The 20,668-nt window shown below is 36.4% G+C and carries 20 protein-coding genes; 17 read left to right on the forward strand and 3 right to left on the reverse strand.

Annotated elements, in window-relative coordinates:
* Positions 1–31: 31 nt before the first annotated feature.
* Entirely contained in the window at positions 32–2,605 is a 2,574-nt protein-coding gene (locus ACXITR_RS06440) for a M1 family aminopeptidase (protein ID WP_457996407.1), read from the reverse strand.
* A 166-nt stretch (positions 2,606–2,771) separates the two neighbouring features.
* On the opposite strand from ACXITR_RS06440, the gene grpE reads away from it, so the two are divergent.
* A complete protein-coding gene (gene grpE, locus ACXITR_RS06445; RefSeq protein WP_457996408.1) occupies positions 2,772–3,545 on the forward strand; it encodes a nucleotide exchange factor GrpE in 774 nt (257 codons plus the stop codon).
* 246 nt (positions 3,546–3,791) lie between these two features.
* A complete protein-coding gene (gene dnaK, locus ACXITR_RS06450) occupies positions 3,792–5,807 on the forward strand; it encodes a molecular chaperone DnaK (protein ID WP_457996409.1) in 2,016 nt (671 codons plus the stop codon).
* 63 nt (positions 5,808–5,870) lie between these two features.
* Here the strand turns inward: dnaK and ACXITR_RS06455 are convergent, their stop codons facing one another.
* Complete coding sequence (locus tag ACXITR_RS06455; RefSeq protein ID WP_457996410.1) at positions 5,871–6,866, reverse strand: ribose-phosphate pyrophosphokinase; 996 nt, start codon at positions 6,864–6,866, stop codon at positions 5,871–5,873.
* A gap of 146 nt (positions 6,867–7,012) precedes the next feature.
* Between ACXITR_RS06455 and bioD the strand changes: the two genes are divergently transcribed.
* The 10 genes from bioD to ACXITR_RS06505 all read left to right on the forward strand — a co-directional run bounded on the left by bioD (position 7,013) and on the right by ACXITR_RS06505 (position 14,306).
* Positions 7,013–7,681 carry a dethiobiotin synthase gene (bioD, locus tag ACXITR_RS06460; RefSeq protein ID WP_457996411.1) on the forward strand — a complete coding sequence of 223 codons (669 nt, stop codon included), beginning with the start codon at positions 7,013–7,015 and terminating at the stop codon, positions 7,679–7,681.
* 208 nt (positions 7,682–7,889) lie between these two features.
* A complete protein-coding gene (locus tag ACXITR_RS06465; protein ID WP_457996412.1) occupies positions 7,890–9,017 on the forward strand; it encodes a HEAT repeat domain-containing protein in 1,128 nt (375 codons plus the stop codon).
* 58 nt (positions 9,018–9,075) lie between these two features.
* The gene (locus ACXITR_RS06470) at positions 9,076–10,128 is read left to right on the forward strand and encodes an anthranilate phosphoribosyltransferase family protein (RefSeq protein WP_457996413.1); all 1,053 of its coding nucleotides are present in this window, start codon (positions 9,076–9,078) and stop codon (positions 10,126–10,128) included.
* Between the two features lie 158 nt (positions 10,129–10,286).
* The gene (locus ACXITR_RS06475) at positions 10,287–11,573 is read left to right on the forward strand and encodes a cytosine deaminase (protein WP_457996414.1); all 1,287 of its coding nucleotides are present in this window, start codon (positions 10,287–10,289) and stop codon (positions 11,571–11,573) included.
* 175 nt (positions 11,574–11,748) lie between these two features.
* Positions 11,749–12,210, forward strand: a complete 462-nt coding sequence (locus tag ACXITR_RS06480) for a DUF29 domain-containing protein (RefSeq protein ID WP_457996415.1) — start codon at positions 11,749–11,751, stop codon at positions 12,208–12,210.
* 197 nt (positions 12,211–12,407) lie between these two features.
* Positions 12,408–12,692: a type II toxin-antitoxin system Phd/YefM family antitoxin gene (locus ACXITR_RS06485; protein WP_457996416.1), complete on the forward strand. Its 285-nt coding sequence runs from the start codon at positions 12,408–12,410 to the stop codon at positions 12,690–12,692.
* Positions 12,685–13,005, forward strand: coding sequence for a Txe/YoeB family addiction module toxin (locus tag ACXITR_RS06490; protein ID WP_457996417.1), 321 nt, complete (start codon positions 12,685–12,687; stop codon positions 13,003–13,005). Before ACXITR_RS06485 ends, ACXITR_RS06490 begins: the two co-directional genes overlap by 8 nt.
* Before the next feature lie 140 nt (positions 13,006–13,145).
* Positions 13,146–13,607, forward strand: a complete 462-nt coding sequence (locus ACXITR_RS06495; protein WP_457996418.1) for a DUF29 domain-containing protein — start codon at positions 13,146–13,148, stop codon at positions 13,605–13,607.
* Positions 13,608–13,678: 71 nt separating this feature from the next.
* Positions 13,679–13,873: a hypothetical protein gene (locus ACXITR_RS06500; RefSeq protein WP_457996419.1), complete on the forward strand. Its 195-nt coding sequence runs from the start codon at positions 13,679–13,681 to the stop codon at positions 13,871–13,873.
* On the forward strand, positions 13,863–14,306 hold the full coding sequence (locus tag ACXITR_RS06505) for a PIN domain-containing protein (protein WP_457996420.1): 444 nt from the start codon (positions 13,863–13,865) through the stop codon (positions 14,304–14,306). The genes ACXITR_RS06500 and ACXITR_RS06505 overlap by 11 nt, the downstream gene beginning before the upstream one ends.
* Positions 14,307–14,515: 209 nt before the next feature.
* Here the strand turns inward: ACXITR_RS06505 and ACXITR_RS06510 are convergent, their stop codons facing one another.
* A complete protein-coding gene (locus ACXITR_RS06510) occupies positions 14,516–14,707 on the reverse strand; it encodes a type II toxin-antitoxin system HicB family antitoxin (protein ID WP_457996421.1) in 192 nt (63 codons plus the stop codon).
* 293 nt (positions 14,708–15,000) lie between these two features.
* Between ACXITR_RS06510 and ACXITR_RS06515 the strand changes: the two genes are divergently transcribed.
* The 5 genes from ACXITR_RS06515 (at position 15,001) to ACXITR_RS06535 (ending at position 20,663) form a co-directional block, all read left to right on the forward strand.
* Positions 15,001–15,195, forward strand: coding sequence for a type II toxin-antitoxin system RelB/DinJ family antitoxin (locus ACXITR_RS06515; RefSeq protein ID WP_457996422.1), 195 nt, complete (start codon positions 15,001–15,003; stop codon positions 15,193–15,195).
* Positions 15,196–15,229: 34 nt separating this feature from the next.
* Positions 15,230–15,616, forward strand: a complete 387-nt coding sequence (locus ACXITR_RS06520; protein WP_457996423.1) for a hypothetical protein — start codon at positions 15,230–15,232, stop codon at positions 15,614–15,616.
* Positions 15,613–15,939, forward strand: a complete 327-nt coding sequence (locus ACXITR_RS06525) for a hypothetical protein (RefSeq protein ID WP_457996424.1) — start codon at positions 15,613–15,615, stop codon at positions 15,937–15,939. The genes ACXITR_RS06520 and ACXITR_RS06525 overlap by 4 nt, the downstream gene beginning before the upstream one ends.
* 48 nt (positions 15,940–15,987) lie before the next feature.
* On the forward strand, positions 15,988–16,212 hold the full coding sequence (locus ACXITR_RS06530) for a type II toxin-antitoxin system YafQ family toxin (RefSeq protein ID WP_457996451.1): 225 nt from the start codon (positions 15,988–15,990) through the stop codon (positions 16,210–16,212).
* A gap of 257 nt (positions 16,213–16,469) precedes the next feature.
* Complete coding sequence (locus ACXITR_RS06535) at positions 16,470–20,663, forward strand: TylF/MycF/NovP-related O-methyltransferase (protein WP_457996425.1); 4,194 nt, start codon at positions 16,470–16,472, stop codon at positions 20,661–20,663.
* Positions 20,664–20,668 lie beyond the last annotated feature (5 nt).

Below are 20,668 nucleotides of genomic sequence, written 5' to 3' on the forward strand. Positions count from 1 at the left end.
TAAAAGTATGTTTTATAAATCGGACTTAGTATTACCTTTCTTCTAGTTTAGCTAAACGACTTTTTAAATCCTGATTTTCCTCTTTGAGTTTATCTACCGCTTGGCGTAAATCTTCAAGATTTTTATCTTTGCCTAACTTACCTCTCACTTGGTTTATGGCTTCCTCTGCCCTTCTTTTTACCCTACCATCGGGGGTACTTTCGGCAAGGGTAGATAGGAGATTAATAGCTTGGGAATCTTCGATTTGAGATAATCCGCTGATAAGTGCCATTTGGGTGAGGAAAAAGGTATCTTTGAGGATGTCTTCAAATTGTTCGAGGATAATGGTGAGTTTATCTGCTTTTTGCCCTTTGGCTACTGCCCCAAGACAACGAATGGCGGTTAATCTGAGGGGTTGAGGTGTGCCTAGTTTGGTATATTCGGCGATTAAGTCGGCGGCGGCGGGGTTGGTTTTTAGTTTACTTAAGCCGTTGATTGCCCCCGATCTAATTATTTCGTTTAAGCCCTTTCTTTCTTTCAGAATTTGACCTAAAAGCTCGATTACCTCATTTTCTTTGTCCGCTAAAGTACCCGTCACCAATGAGCCGAGGGCGTTGATAGCAGATGATTCCACATAATAACTAGGATCAGAGGCGATCGCCACTTGTTTGAGGGCATTATAACTGGTTTTGGTTTTATGTTTGCCGAGGGCTTCGATTACGGCTCTTCTGACACGGTGATTTTCTTCGGTTAAAAATTCTACGAGGGTATTAACGGCTTGATCTAGTTTTATTTTGCCTAGTTGTTTTACAATTTCTACTTTTACTCCCCAAAAAGGTTCATTTAAAAAGGCTTCTTTTAGGGTTTTTACCGCTTCTAAATTAGCTTTTTTGCCAATGGCGATCGCACTGTAAATGCGAGAAATGGGGTCTGGATCATATTTTAACTGAGCTTTTAACTCACTAAATCCATATTCTAATTTAACAGTTTTTAAGTGGTTATTATTAACATCAAAGCTAATAAAATCAGGCTTTTGGGCTAAAGGAAAATAGAAACTTTGTTCTGGTTTATTTAACTTAAGAAGAAACTCCTGAGAAGTAACGCCATTTTGAGCGCAATAGTAACCAAAAGCGAGGGGAATTTTTAACTCAAATAGATCAACATATTTGCCATCCTTTTCCGTAGCTTGGGTTTGTTTTACCGTTACACAAGCTAAATTAGAATCATTATCCCAACTGTAGCTTATTTTAAAATCAGGGTGTCCCCCTCTAAAAACATATTGATCAAATAAAGAGCCTAAATTGTACCCTGTTGCTTTTTCCACCGCCCTTAATAAATCGATGGTTTCTACCGTTTTATGGGCATTATCATTGATAAAAGTATGAATCGCCCGATCAAATAATTCATCCCCCAAAATAGAACGAATCATGTGATAAACACAAGCACCTTTTTCATATAAATGACGGTCATATAATTCGATGGCTTCCCGATATACATTGGTGACAATGGGGCGACGATAACGGGAGGAATCTTCTTGTAAATAGCTTCTAGCTTCCCCTAACAGATAATAACGGGCATCATCATGTCCATATTCATGCTCTGTCCATTGTACCTCCGCATAGGAGGCTGCCCCTTCTTTTATCCACGCATGGCTCCAATGTTTTATTACCACCAAATCCCCAAACCATTGATGGGCTAATTCATGGGCGACAAGGCTTTCGGTGCGATCGTTATCCAAAGCCCCTCTTTCGTCCAACAAACAACGATCCGTTAATAGAGTAGTAGATGTGTTCTCCATTCCCCCAAAAATGAAGTCATCCACACACACTTGAGCATATTTTGAAAAGGGATAATTGTAACCATATTTTTTACTAAAAAACTCGATCATTCTGGGGGTTTTACCCATGCTGATGGTAGCTTCTTTTTCTTTGCCTTTTTCTACATAATAATCTACGGGAATATCTTGCCATTTATCCTCAATTTTGGCAAATTTGCCCACAGCTAAAGTCATTAAATAAGTGGGATGAATTTGGGGCTGTAGCCAATGATATATTTTACTATTTTCTACTTCTTCAACTCCTACTAATTCTCCATTGGAAATTGCGGTATATTCCGTAGGAACTTTTACTTTAATTTCAGAAGTGGCTAACTGTCCGGGATAGTCAAAACAAGGAAACCAGTAGCGGGAATCTTCGTCTTCCCCTTGAGTCCATACTTGGCTGGGTTTATCTGGATAATGTTCATCGGGGGTGATAAAATAAAGTCCTCTTTGGGGTTTTTCTTTACTATATTTAATGGCAATTACTAGGTCTTTTGTGGTGCTAGGCTCTAGTAAATTGATAGTCAAAAATTCACCGTCATAATCAAAGGGTTGACTGATATTATTAATTAAAACTGATTCTATTTCAAGATCGACGGCATCAAGGGTAAGTTGGTTAATATTTTCTCGGATGGGGGTGAGGGTAATGTTACAAGTCCCCCCAAATTTTTGGGTGCTGATGTCTAATTCTAGGTCAAGGAAAATATGTTGTACTTGCCCATAGCGATCTGGATTATAATGGGGTTTTGCCCCAGGTAGTTCAAAACTTTTTTTGGCTTCAGAATCAAAATAATAGCTACGGGTCATAGTTTGCTTACTGATAACGATATTTTTCCTTACTATTTATCTTATCCTAAGATGTAAATTACTATGGTCGTTTTTTCTAAGCATTTTGTAGAGTTAAACTTAACGAAGTACCTATAATTAGTTACAATTATGGGTAACTATCAAGTAAATTTTATTGCAGTTAGCTATGACTGAAACAAATAATTATATGGAATTGGATCAAGAAATTAAAGAACAAGAAAATATAGAAGAAAATCAAGATGTGGATTCGGTTATGGAACCTGAAGTTTTGGTGGATGAATCGGAGGAAGTAGCCACGGCAGATGAGGGTGTAACTTCTGAAACTTCTGAGAATATAGAGGAGCAGGAGTCTTTGGAAACTGAAGATAGTGAAAGTGAGAGTCTAAAGGCGATCGCCCTTTTACAAGAAGAAATCGCCCACCTAAACCAACAACTAGAAACCCAAAAAGAGCAAACCAAAAGTATTCAAGGTCAGTTCATGAGACTAACCGCCGACTTTGATAACTTCCGCCGTCGCAGTGCCAAGGAAAAAGAAGAACAAGAAACCACCATCAAAAAGAAAACCATCAGTGAATTACTCCCAGTGGTAGATAACTTTGAAAGGGCTAGAACCCAAATTAAACCAGCCAATGAAGGGGAAATGGGTATCCATAAAAGTTATCAAGGGGTATATAAAACCTTCGTGGATAGCCTCAAGAAACTAGGAGTATCCGCCATGCGTCCCGAAGGAGAACCCTTTGACCCCAATTTCCAAGAAGCCATGCTCCGGGAGCCTACTAATGAATATCCTGAAGGCACTGTTATGGAACAATTAGTAAGAGGTTATTTTCTCAACGATCAAGTATTACGCTATGCTATGGTAAAAGTGGCGGCGCCCAAAGATGATGATGAAAATGAAGCAACCGCTACCCCAGATAATGGTGAAAATGCGGAAAATTAATCAACACCTTGTATTAGTAATATTAACTAATAAAAACTAACAGGAAAAACCCAAAAAGAGCCAACTATATATGGCTCTGTAAAAAATTGATTAAAATAAATTACCCTTAGGTGAGGGTATAGAATATCAAAAATGATTGTGATAAAAAGCAATAGTTGATAACAATAAATATTCCTAGGGTATCCTGTAAAGAAATGTCAATATCAACACCACAAAAAAACTTATAAATCGCAACTGCTGTCAGTTATGGGAAAAGTAATCGGAATCGATTTAGGAACAACAAATAGTTGTGTAGCCGTCTTAGAAGGGGGCAAACCGTTAATTATCAATAATCAAGAAGGTTCTCGCACAACCCCCAGTATTGTTGGCTTTGGGAAGGGTTCTCAGCGCCTAGTGGGACAACTGGCCAAGCGTCAGGCTGTCACCAATGCAGAAAATACCGTTTACAGTATTAAGCGATTTATAGGTAGAAGATGGTCTGATAGCAATCACGATCGCACTCGGGTAACATATAAATGTGTTAAGGGAAAAGACGACACCGTAGATGTGCAAATACAGGATCGTAGTTTTACCCCCCAAGAAATTTCGTCCATGATTCTGCAAAAACTCAAAGCCGATGCAGAGACATTTTTAGGAGAACCTGTTAGCCAAGCTGTAATAACCGTTCCTGCCTACTTCACCGATGCCCAAAGACAAGCCACTAAAGATGCAGGCACCATCGCAGGGTTAGAGGTAATGCGGATTATTAACGAGCCTACAGCCGCCGCCCTTGCCTATGGACTAGATAAACAAGATCAAGATCAATATGTGCTGGTGTTTGACCTTGGGGGCGGAACTTTTGATGTTTCTGTATTACAACTGGGCAACGGTATTTTTGAGGTGGTATCCACTTCGGGGAATAACCAATTAGGGGGAGACGACTTTGATGGAGTCATCGTTGATTGGTTAATAGAAAAATTTAAGGAGCAAGAGGGTATAGATCTTAGTTCCGATAAAATGGCACTGCAAAGGCTCAGGGAAGCAGCGGAAAAAGCCAAGATAGAACTATCTAACCTCATGGAAACCTCCATTAACCTACCTTTCATTACCGCCGATGATAGTGGTCCTAAACACTTAGAGCTAGAACTTTCTCGACCTCACCTTGAAGAATTAATCGCTCCCCTCGTGCAGGAAATTGTTCCTCCCATGGAAAGGGCGATCGCCGATTCAGAACTTAGCAAAGAACAAATTAATCGAGTGGTATTAGTGGGAGGTTCAACCCGTAGCCCCGCCATCTCCGCCAAGATAGAAGAATTTTTCGGCAATGGCATCCCCATTGATCGCTCCATCAACCCCGATGAAGCCGTAGCCCTAGGGGCAGCGGTACAAGGAGGCGTATTAGGAGGAGAAGTGCGCAACCTTCTTTTATTGGACGTTACCCCCCTATCTTTAGGTTTAGAAACCCTTGGGGAAGTATTCACCAAAATTATTGAGCGCAACACCACCATTCCCACCAGTAAGGCTCAAGTATTTTCCACCGCCGTAGATGGTCAAACTTCCGTGGAAGTCCATGTATTGCAAGGGGAACGCTCTATGGTTAAGGATAATAAGAGTTTGGGTAAATTTTTGTTGACGGGTATTCCCCCAGCGCCCCGAGGGGTACCCCAAATTGAGGTATCTTTTGATATTGATGCGGATGGTATTCTCAAAGTAAGTGCTAGAGAAACAGGGACGGGCATTGAGCAGGGCATTGTAATTAGTAATACAGGTTCTTTGGATGCCAAGGAAATTGAATCTATGCGCCAAGAAGCCCAAGAATATGCGTCGAGCGATCGCCGTCGGGTACAATTGGTAGAGATCAAAAAACAATTAGATAGCCTGTTATATAGCTATGAATTGAGCTTAGAAAAAAATCCTTTCCTTGTGGGGGAAAGTTTACAGGAAGAAATTAATCAGAAAAAAGTCAAAATTGCCCAAGCCATTGATTCTAATGATGTTCCTGTAAGTGAAGTAGAGTCGATGATCAATGATTTGAGAGAAACCATTATTGGATTAGGTAGCAAAGCCTATGAAAACGTTTCCCAAACCCCAGATGCCAGTGCTGAATCCCCAGGAGAAACCATGTTTGAATCCTTAGACGGAGATGATCTTGATCCTGAATTCAAGAGTATTGAAGATGAAATTCTTAGCGGTTTGAGCCAGATTTCTGGGGGTACTGTGGAATTTGATTTTGACTATGACCAAGATGAAACCATCACAGGAGACTATGAAACCGTAGATTAATTATGGATTTTCATGAAAAAAGGGGTTTTACCCCCTCTTCTTTTTGCTTAGTTTTAATAAAAATTAACGGAACATAATACTTACCGAACTATCCTCATGGATACGCCAAATAGTTTCACCCAGTAGGTTTGCTACGGATAACACCTTGAGCTGAGGAAAATAATTATCTAAGGGTACAGGAATTGTATTAGTTACAATTACTTCCTCAAAGACATCACTAGATAAACGGGAGATGGCAGGCCCAGAGAATACAGCATGGGTGGCACAGGCGTAAATTTTCTTAGCACCTTCTTTTTTGAGAAGTCTTGCCCCTTCGAGTAGTGTTCCTGCGGTGTCAATCATATCATCTACCAAAATGGCATTTTTTCCTTTCACATCACCAATGACGTTCATCACTTCAGCCACATTATGGGCTTGACGACGTTTATCAATAATGGCTAGGGGTGCGTCATTTAATTTTTTAGCAAAGGCTCTAGCACGGGCTACTCCGCCTACGTCGGGGGATACTACCACGAAGTCTTCTAACTCTTTTTGAAGGAGATAGTCAAGAATTACGGGGGAACCATAAACATGATCTAAGGGAATGTCAAAATATCCCTGAATCTGGGCAGAGTGTAAGTCCATGGCTAAAACTCGGTTAGCCCCTGCTTGGGTGACTAGGTTCGCCACTAATTTAGCGGAGATGGATTCCCTACCAGCGGTTTTGCGATCGGCTCTGGCGTAAGAATAGTAGGGTATAACTGCGGTAATTTGCCGTGCTGATGCCCGACGACAGGCATCAATCATGATCAGCAATTCCATTAAGTTATCGTTGACAGGATTACAGCAGGGTTGAATGAGATAAACGTCACACCCCCTGATGGATTCTTGGATTTGGACGTACAACTCTCCGTCGGCAAATCTCTTGCGAATCATGGGCCCTAGATCCATGCCTAGATAGCGCGCTACTTCTGTAGCTAGTCCGATGTTAGCTGATCCTGAAAATAATCTAAGGCGATTATTGTCGGATACTTGATGCTGTAACATGGGACTGAGTGTTAAAGTGGCAGAATTACTCACGGCAAATTCTTTAACCTCGTAAAATTTAATAATAATTTAATCTTTATCTTACCCTTTTTAAATAAGAGAAGTTTTGCTCCTGTATTCTAATTTACAATATATATACCATTTTGCTTCATTTATTTTGAGCTATTCTTGATTTTTTCATGAAAACTTTATTTATTACGGGTACGGATACGGATGCAGGAAAGACCATTGTAACTACTGCGTGGAGAGCGTATTACAAGATTTATTATCCCCATGTATCTACGGGGTTGATGAAGTTGTTACAGACGGGTAGTGTGGGGGATGCGGAGTTTTATGACAAATTTTTTGATGATGTGGTGATTCCTTTACGTTATGATGCCCCTTTGGCTCCCCCAGTGGCGGCGGCTTTGGAAAATCGCGCCATTGATATGGATTTGATTCATCATCAATTACGAACTTTAGAGTCTAGGTATGATCTTTTTTTGGTGGAGGCTTTGGGGGGTTTGGGTTCTCCTATTACGGATGATTTGACCATTGCCCATGTGGCTGATAGTTGGGCTTTGGATACTATTTTGGTTGTTCCTGTGAAGTTAGGGGCGATCGCCCATACGGTAGCAAATGTAGCCCTTGCTAGACAACATAATATTAACCTCAAAGGAATTATTTTTAACTGTGTTCATCCTTGTACCAAGGAGCAGATTAATAATTGGACTCCGAAAAAAATGATTGAGTCTTTTACTAAAATTCCTGTATTGGGTTATTTCCCTTACATGGAAAATCTGTTTAGTTTAGAAAGTTTAGCAAAGGCTTTCCATGATTCTATGGATTTGGCTCCTACTCAGGACTGAGTTTAAAGGGGTAAATAGTACACTAATTTGTATCCAAAATGGGGGAGCATTTTTGTAAAATTTATTTTTTATGTAATTAAAGCTATGAATCGATACGTTTTTTGCATAGAAATGATCAAAATGTATTCTTTATGACGAAATCAGGGTTATTAATTCCTTTAGACTGAGGTGGTTAATGGCTGGTACCACAAAGAAACAGAAGAAAATAATGTATTTACCTAAACAGAGCAATACCCCTTTGAATAATCTTGAGTGTTTTTCTTTACATTCTGCCCTTGTGGTTTTGAAAAATGGTAGTTTTGAAGAGCGATGGGCGATCGCCAAGATTTTGGTAAAATACGGTGACGTGGTGATTGAACCATTAAAAGAGGACATTCTGAATGAAAATGAGGATAGTGAGTATCGCTGGTTTGCCCTTAAGATTATTAGTCAACTAGAGAATCCTGACATCATCTTAATCATCAGTGAATTATTGAATACCACAGAAGATGAAGATTTGATTAGTGTCGGTACTCAAATTTTAGCCAGTCAAGGGGAAAGAGCTATTTCCATTTTAACTACCCTCCTCGATTCTCCTGATTATCGTCTTCTCGCCACCAAGGCATTAGCCCAAATTCCCCACCGTTTAGTTATTAAACCCCTAATCTCTGTGGCAGATGATGATAATGTAGATGTGAGATTAAGTGCGATCGCCTCTTTAAGCAATTTTGATGACCCTGACATTATTCCCATTTTGGAAAAATCCCTCAGAGACTACAATTCAAGTATTAGAAAAGAAGCATTAATTGGACTAACACGTAAAAGCAAATATTACACCTCCCAACAATTAGTAAATCTCATCGCCCCTTTCCTCGATGACATCGATTTAACGGTATGCCAACAAACAGCTATCTCCCTAAGCCATATAGCTAATAAATCAGCCACCGACATCCTTTTTTCTACCCTCATCAAACAATATACCCCCATTCCCCTACAACATACCATCATAAAATCCTTAGCTTGGCAGGAAACCACCCATAGTATTTATGCCCTCGAAAAAGCATTGTACCTAGTTTCAGAAGAAATTTGTTGTGAAATAATTGCAATTTTAGGAAGAATAAATAAACCAGAAATAAAAGAAAATATTACAAAAATATCTCTAAAATTTTACCAAAATCATGACCTAGCAAAAAAATCCGATCAAATCATTCAAAATCTTTGTTATACTTGGCAACAAATTGATGCCCAAGAATCCCTTGATGTTTTAATAAATATTGCTAATACAGGAAACGAAAAAAGTAAAATTTATGCCCAATCAGCCCTTAAACATCTGAATAAAATTCCCTCCATAGATTAAAATAACTTCATTGTCTAAATCCTAGACAACCCCTAACTTTAACGAAAATCCATCATACATGAGCGCAGAATTCAGAGAATTATTAAAAAAAGTTGGTAGTGGGGCGCATACCCATAAAGATTTGACCAGAGAAGAAGCCCGTCAAGCCGCCACGATGATGTTAGAGGGGGTAGCTACCCCTGCCCAAATCGGTGCTTTTCTGATTGCCCAACGCATCAAACGTCCCACAGGCATCGAACTAGCTGGAATGTTGGATGCTTACAGTGATTTAGGGGGAATGCTAGATACTATCCCTAATACCAGTTATCCCTTAACTATACTCGGAATACCCTATGATGGGCGATCGCGCACTGCCCCCATTTCTCCCGTCACCGCTCTGATTTTGGCTTACCATAATATCCCTGTTTTAATGCACGGTGGAAAAACCATGCCCACAAAATATGGATTACCCCTCGTTGAAATTTGGCAAAATTTGGGAGTGAATTTAAGTGAGTTAACCATAGAAAAAGCTCAATATTTATTACAAGAAACGAACTTTTCTTTCTTTTATTTACCGCAACATTTTTCCCTAGCAAATAACTTGGTACAATACAGAGAAGAAATTGGCAAACGACCTCCTTTAGCAACTTTAGAATTAATGTGGCAACCCTACCAAGGCCATAGTCATTTGATGGCTGGTTTTGTCCATCCACCCACGGAAAAGATGATTAGGGAAGCTCTCAATTTAAGAGGTGTAAAACAGTTTACCCTTATCAAAGGGTTAGAAGGTAGCCCAGATTTAAAATTAGCACAGACTACAATTATCTGTATTAATTCTTCTGCAAATGATGAGGGTTATGAGTATCTTAAAATTCATCCTGAAGATTTTAATTTAAGTCGCCATGATGTGGAATTAAAGGATTATGAAAGTTATTATCAAGAGTTACGTAAACTCTTGCAGGGACAGGAATCTATTTTGTCTGATAGTGTGATTTTAAATGGTGGTTTTTATCTCTGGCGTTGTGGTTTTTCTGCTTGTATGGAAGATGGAATTGATGTTGTTAAGGGTTTATTAAAAACTGATAAGTTATGGACTAAATTGGAAGAAATAAAAGCAGTTGTGAATCGTTAAATTTAGTTATTTTAAGATATTAGCTCAAAAAAATATTATAGTAATTATTGTGTTTATAAAATATAAAATAATATCCCTAAATTCTCTCTGATAAAGTGAGCTTTAAAATAGCAAATATACCCAATAACTATAAAAATATAAAAATCACTATATAGATAATGAATAATAACTACTGGTTGAAAAATGCTCATGTACCCTATGATTTAATTGAAAATAGTACAGCAAAATTTGATAAAAAAACTAGAGAAAATTTAGTTCTTTGTGACATTGAAATTGAAGGAGGAAGTATAAAACAAATTACTCAGACTAGCGATAAAACTAAGGGAAAAGATTTAAAAAAAGGTATTGTGTTACCTTGTTTTGTGGATATTCATACCCATTTAGATAAAGGACATATTTATCAACGTTCTCCTAATTTGAAAGGAGATTTTGCCACGGCTTTACAAACTGCCAGACATGATGCCCAATTTTGGACAGAAGAGGAAGTCTATCACAGAATGAATTTTGGTTTAAAGTGTAGTTATGCCCACGGTGCGATCGCCCTTAGAACCCATTTAGACTGTTATAGTTATGATTCTTTTATGGGTGTAGAAATCTGGAAACAACTACAAAAAGAATGGCAAAATAAATTAACAATTCAAGCAGTATCCTTAGTAAGTTTAGATTATTTTCTGACCCCTGATGGAGCAAAATTAGCCGATAAAATGGCAGAAAATGAGGGTATTTTGGGGGGAGTTGCGTATATGAATGGAGATATAGATCAACAGATAGAAAAAGTATTTCAACTCGCCATGGAGCGTAACTTAGATTTAGATTTTCATGCTGACGAAAACAACGAAATAGACTCAATTTGTTTACAAAAAATAGCTCAAACTGCTATTAAAATGAACTATCAAGGTAACATTGTATGTGGTCATTGTTGTAGTTTAGCGGTACAACCTCCAGAGGTGGTCAAAAAAACCATTAAGCTAGTAAAACAAGCAAATATCAGTATCGTCAGTTTACCCATGTGTAACCTCTATTTGCAAGATAGACAGGAAGAAACAACTCCCTTTTGGCGGGGAGTAACTAGGGTAAAGGAGTTAAAAAATGCAGGGATTGACGTGGCTTTTGCCAGTGATAATTGTCGAGATCCTTTTTATGGTTTTGGTGATCATGATATGTTAGAAGTATTTACCCAGTCTGTGCGTATTGCTCACCTAGATACCCCCTACAGCGACTGGATTACCTCTGTAACTAAAACTCCAGCAAAAATGATCAAACTACCCCACCTTGGCAAAATAAGTGTAGGAGATACCGCAGATTTTATTATTTTTAAGGGTCGCTATTTCAGTGAACTTTTATCACGAAACCAGGGCGATCGCACCTTGATCAGAAACGGTGAAATTGTAGATGCTCAACTGCCCGATTATGAAGAGTTAGATCAATTTATCAAACCAAACTGAAATAAAACACTACTCCGATAGACACAGGATTTGATTCACCGCACACAAAGTGGCAGGCTACGCCCGATGATACCCTAAATTTACAATTAAAACTGATTGCACTTCTCCCCTCTCAAATATAGCCCTTCACCGTTATTCTATAATTGGAACTAGGGAAATAATAGAGGTAGATAATATGGTAGCTCAAGTAAAGACTGAAAATAAAAGTTTGTATGATACTGACTATAATCTTTGGGTCTTAGAAACCGTAAAAAAATTAGAAAATAAAGATTTAGACTCTTTGGATTGGGATAATTTAATTGAAGAGGTTTTAGACTTGAGCAAAAGGGATAAACGAAAGTTGGAGAGTTTATTAATAAAACTAATTGAACATTTACTAATCTTGCAGTATTGGTCAGTAGAAAAGGAGAGAAATAGAGGGCATTGGGAACGAGAAATCTTGAGTTTTCAACAGCAAATTAATATTGAATTAGAAGATAGTCCCAGTTTAAATAACTATATAGGCAGTAAATTTCTTGACTGTTATCAAAAAGGTCGTAAATTAGCTTCTAAACATTCTCAACTCCCCCTTGAAACTTTTCCAGAACAACCGATCGCACTTTTAGAGCAAATCTTAGATGAAAATTGGCTTTTTTAAAAAATAACGATCGCACTTTACTTTTCCAAAATAAGTGATCGCCCCTTTCTTTCACAAAACAAAGATCGCCCTTTCTCTCATAAAATAATGATCCCACTCTAAACCTTTCCTAAATTAAAATTGATTGCACCTCTCCCCAAAAACAAAAATCATGATAAGATGTACATAACTATGTACACAAAAGCTGAGAGCAAATTATGTTTAGTTATGAAATAACTTCCCCCACAGAAGCCAGAAACGGATTATTTAAACTTTTAGATAAAGTTGTAGAAGATCATCAAGTTTTTATTATTAATCGTCGTCAGGGTGAAAATGTTGCATTAATTGCCGAGTCCGACTTACGTAGCTTAGTTGAAACCGTTTATTTATTCAGAAATCCTGCTAATTCTCGTCATTTATTTGATGCCTTAGAAGAATCCATCACGGGTAAAATTAAACCCCAATCTGTGGAAGAATTAAAAGGAGAATTAGGAATTGAGTAAAAAGAAAAAACAAAATTCTCTTCGAGGAGATATACAATCAAATTTTCCGCAAGTTCCGGGGTTTAGTAGTCAGTTTAAAAGTGATTTGCAATGGTGGTTTAAAAATGACAAAAAAAAGGCGGAAAAAATATTAGATTTAGTTACTGAAGTGATGAAAAATCCTTTTGAAGGTATTGGCAAACCAGAACCGCTAAAATACATGGAAGGTAATATTTGGTCAAGAAGAATTGATTTAGAACATCGTTTGGTTTATCATATTACCAACACTCAAATTGATTTTCTTGCTTGTCGTTTTCATTATGAGACTCTTTGAGTAAGGGCGATCACAAAGTGGCAGGCTACGCCTGATCGCACTTCTCCACTTCAAAACAGAAATCGCACTCTACCCTTTTAAAAATAGCTCTTCATCGTTATTCTATAATTGGAACTAGGGAAATAATAAACGTAAAAAATATGGTAACTCAAGTAAAGACTGAAAATAAAAGTTTGTACGATACCGACTACAATCTTTGGGTCTTAGAAACGGTCAAAAAATTAGAAAATAGAGACTTAGATTCCCTTGACTGGGAAAATTTGGTTGAAGAAGTATTAAGTTTGAGCCGAAGTGACAAAAGAAAATTGGAAAATTTATTAATGAGATTAATTGAACATTTGCTCATCTTACACTATTGGGATTCCGAAAGAGAAAGAAATAGAGGACATTGGGAAAGAGAAATTGCTAATTTTAGGAAGCAGATTAGAAAAGAATTAAAAGCTAGTCCTAGTTTAAAACGCTATTTAGTCGAAATTTATTTAGAATCCTATGATGATGGACGAGAGCTTGCTTCTAAACACTCTCAACTCTCCCTTGATACCTTCCCCAAACAGCCCATTGCACCTTTAGAGCAAATTTTAGATGAAAATTGGCTTTCTTAGAACAGTTGACCGCCTTGGGTATGAAATGGGATATGCTAAAAACTAGAAAAAAGCTATTTATGGGGGTTGAAATGCGACTAATTATTGAAATTGAAAATGATGACGAACTTAAAAAAGCAGAATCATTTATTGCCTCACTTTCTGTTAAATCTACGGAAATTAGACAAATAAGAAATCAGAAAAGACGAAATTTTGTCAAGTGGTGTCGAGAACATAAGGTGGCTATTTCTGAGATTCCTTCCAGGGAGGAACGCAATGCCAGATAAATATTTTATTGATACCAATATTTTTTTATATTCTATCTTAGAAGCTAAAACCGAGTTAGAAAAACAAAAGGAAAAAATTTCCTTAGATTTCCTTGAAAATCAACAGGTGGAAATGGTTATATCCACTCAAGTAATCAATGAGGTAGCGAATACTCTTTTTCGTAAAACCTCCTTAGATGAAAATCAGATTTATAAGGTTATTGAGCAAATTTTAGACCTAGTAAATGTTATTCCTTTGACTTCTGAGATAACTGTAATCGCCATAGCAATTAAAGGACGTTATGGATTTTCGTTTTACGATAGCTTAATTATAGCAGCCGCCTTAATGGCAAAATGTAACTTTTTACTAACAGAAGATTTACAAGAGCAACAGAGAATTACTTGGAATTCAGAAACAATTCAAGTCATTAATCCTTTTCTCAATGAAGAATAAATACAGTCACAATCTAATTTGTTAGATATTCTTCTCACACTGAGCGAAAGGCAAAGAATAACTGTTTTTGGTAATTTCACAGATATATTTATTCTACTGATTGATCGCACTTTCTCTCATAAAATAATGATCGTCCCTTTTCCTCACAAAACAGCGATCGCACTCTACCCTCTCAAAACTTGACTGTATTTCATTTTCTTTAAAAACAATTATTTATATGCCAAAAAATCATCAATTTGGTGTTTCTCTTGTACATATAAATATCCTTGAATTGCATCTTTTATATTTGCGATCGCCTCATCCATTGTTTTTCCTTGACTAACGCAACCCGGCAATCTAGGTACTTCTGCAACATACCCATCATATTCTACATCGAAAGTAAATATTACTTGAAACTTCATTAGATATATACTTTATTTTGACAAATAAATCTAATTTTTATTATAAGAGATTTATTGCTAGACAAAGATGGGTTATCGTAATGTATCAAACTCGATCGCACCTCCCACATTCCCAAAACTTCTATCCCGAAAGCATCTGCCACGCACAACGCACCCACCTATTTCCAAAGCTCGATTTCGAGGGGAAATGCGATCGCACTAAGAATCTCTTGTACCTAAATTATAAAACTTCATCATGGGGGAGCGTAGCCACAATGGGCTAAAGTAATAGATAAAAATTAAATATTTAAGTTATGACTAAAACGGTAACCGTAAGAGCTAGAATGGAAGCCAAACTGAAAACTAAAGTAGAAGATATTTTTCAAAAGTTAGGATTAAGTACCACAGAGGCAATTAATCTTTTTTATAAGCAAGTTGAATTACAGCAAGGATTACCTTGTAATTGGGGATTTAATAGTGACATCTTAATCATATTAGCTATTAACTGAGTTGTAATCTGAAATAGATGTAAAATCAACCTTTATGAAACCTCAAGAAAATAATACAATTACTGATGTTCTACTAATTATTGAAAAGCTAAAAAGTCAATTAATTTGGAAACCTCAAAAAGCAGAAATTCATCTCAAAAAAAGAATTGCTCGTAAACATGTACATTCTACTTGCACCATAGACGAATATGAGTCCATAATATTAAGTATTATTAATAAACCAGAAGCACAATTATATGTTTATCAGGATAATAATTGGATATATCCAACTATTGTTAGTAGGTACAAAAATCGTCTTTGGTTAGCAATGTGTAACATGGAAGGAATTATGGAAACGGCATTTCCTCCAGATAATCCTGACTCCTATTTCGGTAAATTATCGTTTAAATATTTGGGAATAGTAAAGGACTTAAAGCAATGAAACAGGAATTATTACAAATCTATAAAATTAATGTAAAATATCCAGATGTTAGTGGATTTGAACACTTAGAAACTTTACAAATTAGAGATCAATTGGCATTAATAGAAACAGAATTAAGTGAAACTGAAAAACAACAATTATCTCTAGCAGATCAATTATTAATCAAAAATGCCCAAGGATTTTATACTGAATTATCAACTGTAGTAGATTTAAAGAAGAAAAGAGAGTCAGAAAATATCTCTCCTGTTTGTTGGTGGTGGTATCTGGACGTTTTAGCTAATTTACCTCAATTAATTTCTGCTGCTGAAAGTGTCACTCAATAAAACCCTGCGATCGCACCTCCTCATTCTCAAAACTTCTATCTCGAAAGCATCTGCCACGCACAACGCACTCGCCTATTTCCAAAGCTCGATAAAGATGTAAAAACCATGAAAAAAAGAGTAAAAAATATCAATAAACTCAAACAAATAATCACTAAATTAGTTAAGGGAGAAATTCTGGAAGCAAAATATAAGGATCATAAAATAATCGAAAATTATGTTGATCGTCAAGAATGCCATATTGAACCAGATTGGCTATTAATTTATTTAGATTAGCACGGGGAGATCGCACCTTTAGAGCAAATCCTCGATGAAAACTGGCTTCCTTAAAGTCCTATTCTGAAGGAATATCAGGGTTTACTGTCCTAAAATTTATGACACGTTCTATTTGCCAAACTTTTAATTGTTACAAAATTTTATCGTAAAGGCAACCTAACGAATAATAGGGTATTTTAAAAGATAACTAAATATTGAACGAAACTATAAATGTATCTGATCTACAATTTAAACTCAGTTCTAACATAGACATTCTAATGAATTCAAATCAACCAAAAATATTTGAGACAGATTGGTTAGCATCTCAACCAATTTTCTATAACGAGAAAACAGGAAAAGTTAGCCATAATATTAATAATGTAATTGATTTTGTTAATTTTGAATTTCATCCAGAAGGATTTAACAATTATCTTGATTTTGGCTATTCTATATTAGAACAAACTCCTATCAAAGACGTTAAATTTTTAAGGCATTCATGCCGATTAACCTTTGATGAAAAGGGAAAAATCAAGATCGAATATTTAGAAGATATTGCTGAAACATGGATTGGGAAAACTTCCCATGAAGATGATGTATTGCATTTACTCCATACAGCGATTCGTAATTGGGAGAAATCCGTAGAAGGGGAGATTATCCTTCCTACCAGTGGAGGTTATGATTCTCGAATATTAACTTATTTTATTGAAAATAAATCAAGAATTAGATCATTTACCTATGGTTTGTCACAAAATCAATCAGAATCTTTTGAAGTTGTCCATGCTCGAAAATTATCAGAAATTTTTGGGACAAAGTGGGAACAGATACCATTAGGCTATTTTCATCAATATTTCGATGAGTGGGATAAATTATTTGGTATTTCAACCCATGCTCATGGTATGTATCACATTGAATTTTACAATCAAATAATGCCTAAAATAGCTGGAGGTAATCCTTTTTTAAGCGGTATTATTGGAGATGCTTGGGCGGGAAGCGTTAATATTGATAATTTATATTCTCCAGAAGATTTACAAAAATTAGGTTATACGCATGGACTAAATAGTAATTCGGAGTATAGTAATTTTAAAGGTAAAAATTCAATAATTGAATATTTTTATGAACAAAATATAGAATCATTGAAGATTCCTAGTTACCGCATCATTCAGGCAATGAGATTTAAGATTACACTACTATCTTATCTTTTTATTGTGCCTAAACAATTTGGATTTAAAGTTTGGTCACCTTTTCTTGATCCTGAAATTGCTTTATCAATGTTAACTTTACCACCATCAAGACGAAAAGATAGAATTTGGCAGAGAGAACTTTTCCAAAAAAATGGCTTGGATTTAGAGTCAATGAATTTACAAAGAAGCACTCAGAATAATCTAAATTACCAAGCAATGTGTAAGATGCCAGTTAAACCACTGGATGTTAAACTTTTAGCAGAAGTTGTTAATCCTCAATATGTTCACTCAATTAATAATTATCTTCAGGAAAAACATTTAGGGGCTTATTGTGCTTATTTAACTTTAAAACCTATCGAAAATGCCATCAAAAAAAGACAAGAGTTAAATATGAGTCAATCTTCAACATTTATAAGTTATCAACAAAACAGAAGTAAACCTTTGATTCAAATTAATTCTTTTCGTGTTCAGCACTGGAAATTAACTACCCCCGTCGCCTTTTTCATCTTTAACCGCCCTGATACTACCCAAAAAGTATTTAACACTATCCGTGAAGCAAAACCGCCCAAATTATTAGTAGTTGCCGATGGTGCAAGGAGAGATAAACAAGGAGAAGTGGAATTATGCCAACAAACAAGGGCAATAATTGATCAAGTTGACTGGGATTGTGAGATATTAACTAACTATTCTGATGTTAATTTAGGTTGTCGTCAGAGAATTAGTAGCGGTTTAGATTGGGTATTTGAGCAGGTAGAAGAAGCGATAATTTTAGAGGATGACTGTTTACCCCATCCCACCTTTTTTCGTTACTGTCAGGAATTATTAGAAAAATATCGAGATGATGAGCGAATAATGTTTATTTCAGGGGATAATTTTCAATTTGGACGCAATAAAACCGAATATAGTTATTATTTCTCCCGTTATAACCATTGTTGGGGATGGGCTAGTTGGCGACGGGCATGGGCAAAATATGATAATTCCATGAAAACATGGCAAGAAGTAAAAGAGAAAAATTTACTTGCTTCCGTTTTTTCTGACTCTCAAGCTATTGACTATTGGACAAATATATTTGATTCTGTTTATCAAGGAAAAATTAACAGTTGGGCTTATATCTTCCAACTAACAGAGTTTATTAATAATGGATTAACTATTTTACCCAATGAAAACTTAATTTCTAATATTGGTTTTGATGTTGATGCAACCCATACTAAAGGTAATAGTACTCAAGCAAATATGGCAACCTCAGAAATGATTTTTCCCTTAAAACATCCCCCCTACGTTATCAGAAATGTCGAAACCGATGATTTTACCGAGCAGACTATTTTTAGTGGGGCAAGAAACACTACTCAATTAACTAATGAAATCACAACTATTATTGATGCCATTAACAATAAAAATGATATTTCAGCGTTAAATTTAGCAAACAGTCTCAAAAATAATAATATTAATATTGATTACGGAAAAGCGATCGCCCTTGCTAGAACTGGACAAACAAGCCAAGCGGTAGAATCTTTAAATAGTTTATTAGCGGTTCATCCTAACCATAAAAAAGCTAAATTATTATTAACCGAACTTAGTGATAATAACCTTAATAACTTAATAAAACAAGCAGATAATGCCCTAAAAATGGGTTATACCGAAAACTCATTTAAAATCCTCAATCACATTAAATCCCTAAAAATTCCCACCGAAAATATCGACTATTTAAGGGCAATCTGTTTCTTAAAAATGAATTCCCCCGGTGCGATTAGAAACGCAAGAGAATCCCTTTTAGAAGAATTAAGGCTATTCCCCCATAATCAACAAGCACAAGAGTTATTAAACGAAATTAACGGCAAATATCCCAATATTGATCCCCAAGCATCCCAAGATCAGGAATTTCGAGCATTAATGGCTGTGATTCGCCCTTATACCATGCTGACTGAACCTCGTTTATATTCTTTATACACTTTAACTAAAAGAATTTGTCAGGAAAATATCGAGGGTAATTTTGTCGAGTGTGGCGTAGCAGGAGGAGGTTCAACTGCTCTAATGGCTTCGGTGATTAAGCGTTATAGTAAAATACCCCGTTTGATTTATGCCTGTGATTCTTTTTCAGGAATGCCTAAACCCACCGCCGAAGATACACAAAACGGCATGGATGCAGAGGCTACGGGATGGGGTACAGGTACTTGTGCCGCCCCTGAAGATAGCGTTAAGGAAGTATGTCAAAAATTAGGGGTGAGTAATTTATTAGTAACAGTTAAAGGTTATTTTCAAGACACTTTACCAGAAAATAGGGAAAAAATGGGAAATATAGCTTTTCTGCACATGGACGGTGATTGGTATGATTCAACAAAAGCTATTCTCAATAATCTTTATGATAATGTTGTAGATAATGGATTAATCCAAATTGATGACTATGGGGCGTGGGAAGGTTGCCGACAGGCAATTAGTGAATATCAAACTACCCATAATCTGAAATTTTACTTAAATCAAATTGATAATACTGGTTATTGGTTTAGTAAAGTAGAAGTTTCACAATTAGAGAATATTTCTAATCCAAAAATTACCAAAAAATTCCTTAATTTAGGTTGTGGCAATCATTTTAATCCTAACTGGACAAATGTTGATTTTACCTCCACTGGAGAAGGAGTAATTGCCCATAACTTACGTCAAGGAATCCCATTTCCCGATCGCACTTTTGAAGTAGTTTATCACTCTCATATCTTAGAACACTTCCCGAAAAACGAAGCCCAATCTTTCTTACAAGAATGCTATCGAGTCTTAGAATCTCAGGGCATTATTCGAGTCGTTATTCCCGATTTAGAACAAATTGCAAGGCTTTATTTACAATCCCTTGAAAATGCCTTACAAGGCTCAGAAGAAGCCACAAATAACTATGATTGGATCATGTTAGAAATGTATGATCAAGTAGTTAGGAATGAGTCAGGAGGTGAGATGAAAAAATATCTTGCTCAAAACCCCTTACCTAACGAACAATTTATCATTGAACGCTTAGGAGTAGAAGGAGAACAAATGATCAATCAGTTAAGGGGTAAAAATTTCTCTAACTCTGCTCTTAATCCTACTCAAATCGGTTATTTTCGAGAAAGTGGCGAGATTCACCAGTGGATGTACGATCGATTTTCCCTCAGCAGATTACTAGCAAAAGTTGGGTTTATTGATATTAAAATCTGTCAAGCCAATGAATCCCGTATCCCGAATTTCAATAGTTATTATTTAGACGTATTACCCGATGGGAGAGTGCGCAAAAGTGACTCATTATTTATGGAGGGAATTAAGTCTTAGAATGA

This window comes from Cyanobacterium sp. (assembly GCF_054166785.1).

Bases quoted from the DNA above. Each gene is read 5' to 3' on its own strand.
- ACXITR_RS06465 (WP_457996412.1), top strand. From the start codon at position 7,890: ATGTATTTACCTAAACAGAGCAATACCCCTTTGAATAATCTTGAGTGT.
- ACXITR_RS06505 (WP_457996420.1), top strand. From the start codon at position 13,863: ATGCCAGATAAATATTTTATTGATACCAATATTTTTTTATATTCTATC.
- ACXITR_RS06495 (WP_457996418.1), top strand. From the start codon at position 13,146: ATGGTAACTCAAGTAAAGACTGAAAATAAAAGTTTGTACGATACCGAC.
- ACXITR_RS06485 (WP_457996416.1), top strand. From the start codon at position 12,408: ATGTTTAGTTATGAAATAACTTCCCCCACAGAAGCCAGAAACGGATTA.
- ACXITR_RS06440 (WP_457996407.1), bottom strand. From the start codon at position 2,605: ATGACCCGTAGCTATTATTTTGATTCTGAAGCCAAAAAAAGTTTTGAA.
- ACXITR_RS06515 (WP_457996422.1), top strand. From the start codon at position 15,001: ATGACTAAAACGGTAACCGTAAGAGCTAGAATGGAAGCCAAACTGAAA.
- bioD (WP_457996411.1), top strand. From the start codon at position 7,013: ATGAAAACTTTATTTATTACGGGTACGGATACGGATGCAGGAAAGACC.
- dnaK (WP_457996409.1), top strand. From the start codon at position 3,792: ATGGGAAAAGTAATCGGAATCGATTTAGGAACAACAAATAGTTGTGTA.
- ACXITR_RS06475 (WP_457996414.1), top strand. From the start codon at position 10,287: ATGAATAATAACTACTGGTTGAAAAATGCTCATGTACCCTATGATTTA.
- ACXITR_RS06500 (WP_457996419.1), top strand. From the start codon at position 13,679: ATGCGACTAATTATTGAAATTGAAAATGATGACGAACTTAAAAAAGCA.
- ACXITR_RS06510 (WP_457996421.1), bottom strand. From the start codon at position 14,707: ATGAAGTTTCAAGTAATATTTACTTTCGATGTAGAATATGATGGGTAT.
- ACXITR_RS06470 (WP_457996413.1), top strand. From the start codon at position 9,076: ATGAGCGCAGAATTCAGAGAATTATTAAAAAAAGTTGGTAGTGGGGCG.
- ACXITR_RS06525 (WP_457996424.1), top strand. From the start codon at position 15,613: ATGAAACAGGAATTATTACAAATCTATAAAATTAATGTAAAATATCCA.
- ACXITR_RS06480 (WP_457996415.1), top strand. From the start codon at position 11,749: ATGGTAGCTCAAGTAAAGACTGAAAATAAAAGTTTGTATGATACTGAC.
- grpE (WP_457996408.1), top strand. From the start codon at position 2,772: ATGACTGAAACAAATAATTATATGGAATTGGATCAAGAAATTAAAGAA.
- ACXITR_RS06520 (WP_457996423.1), top strand. From the start codon at position 15,230: ATGAAACCTCAAGAAAATAATACAATTACTGATGTTCTACTAATTATT.
- ACXITR_RS06535 (WP_457996425.1), top strand. From the start codon at position 16,470: ATGAATTCAAATCAACCAAAAATATTTGAGACAGATTGGTTAGCATCT.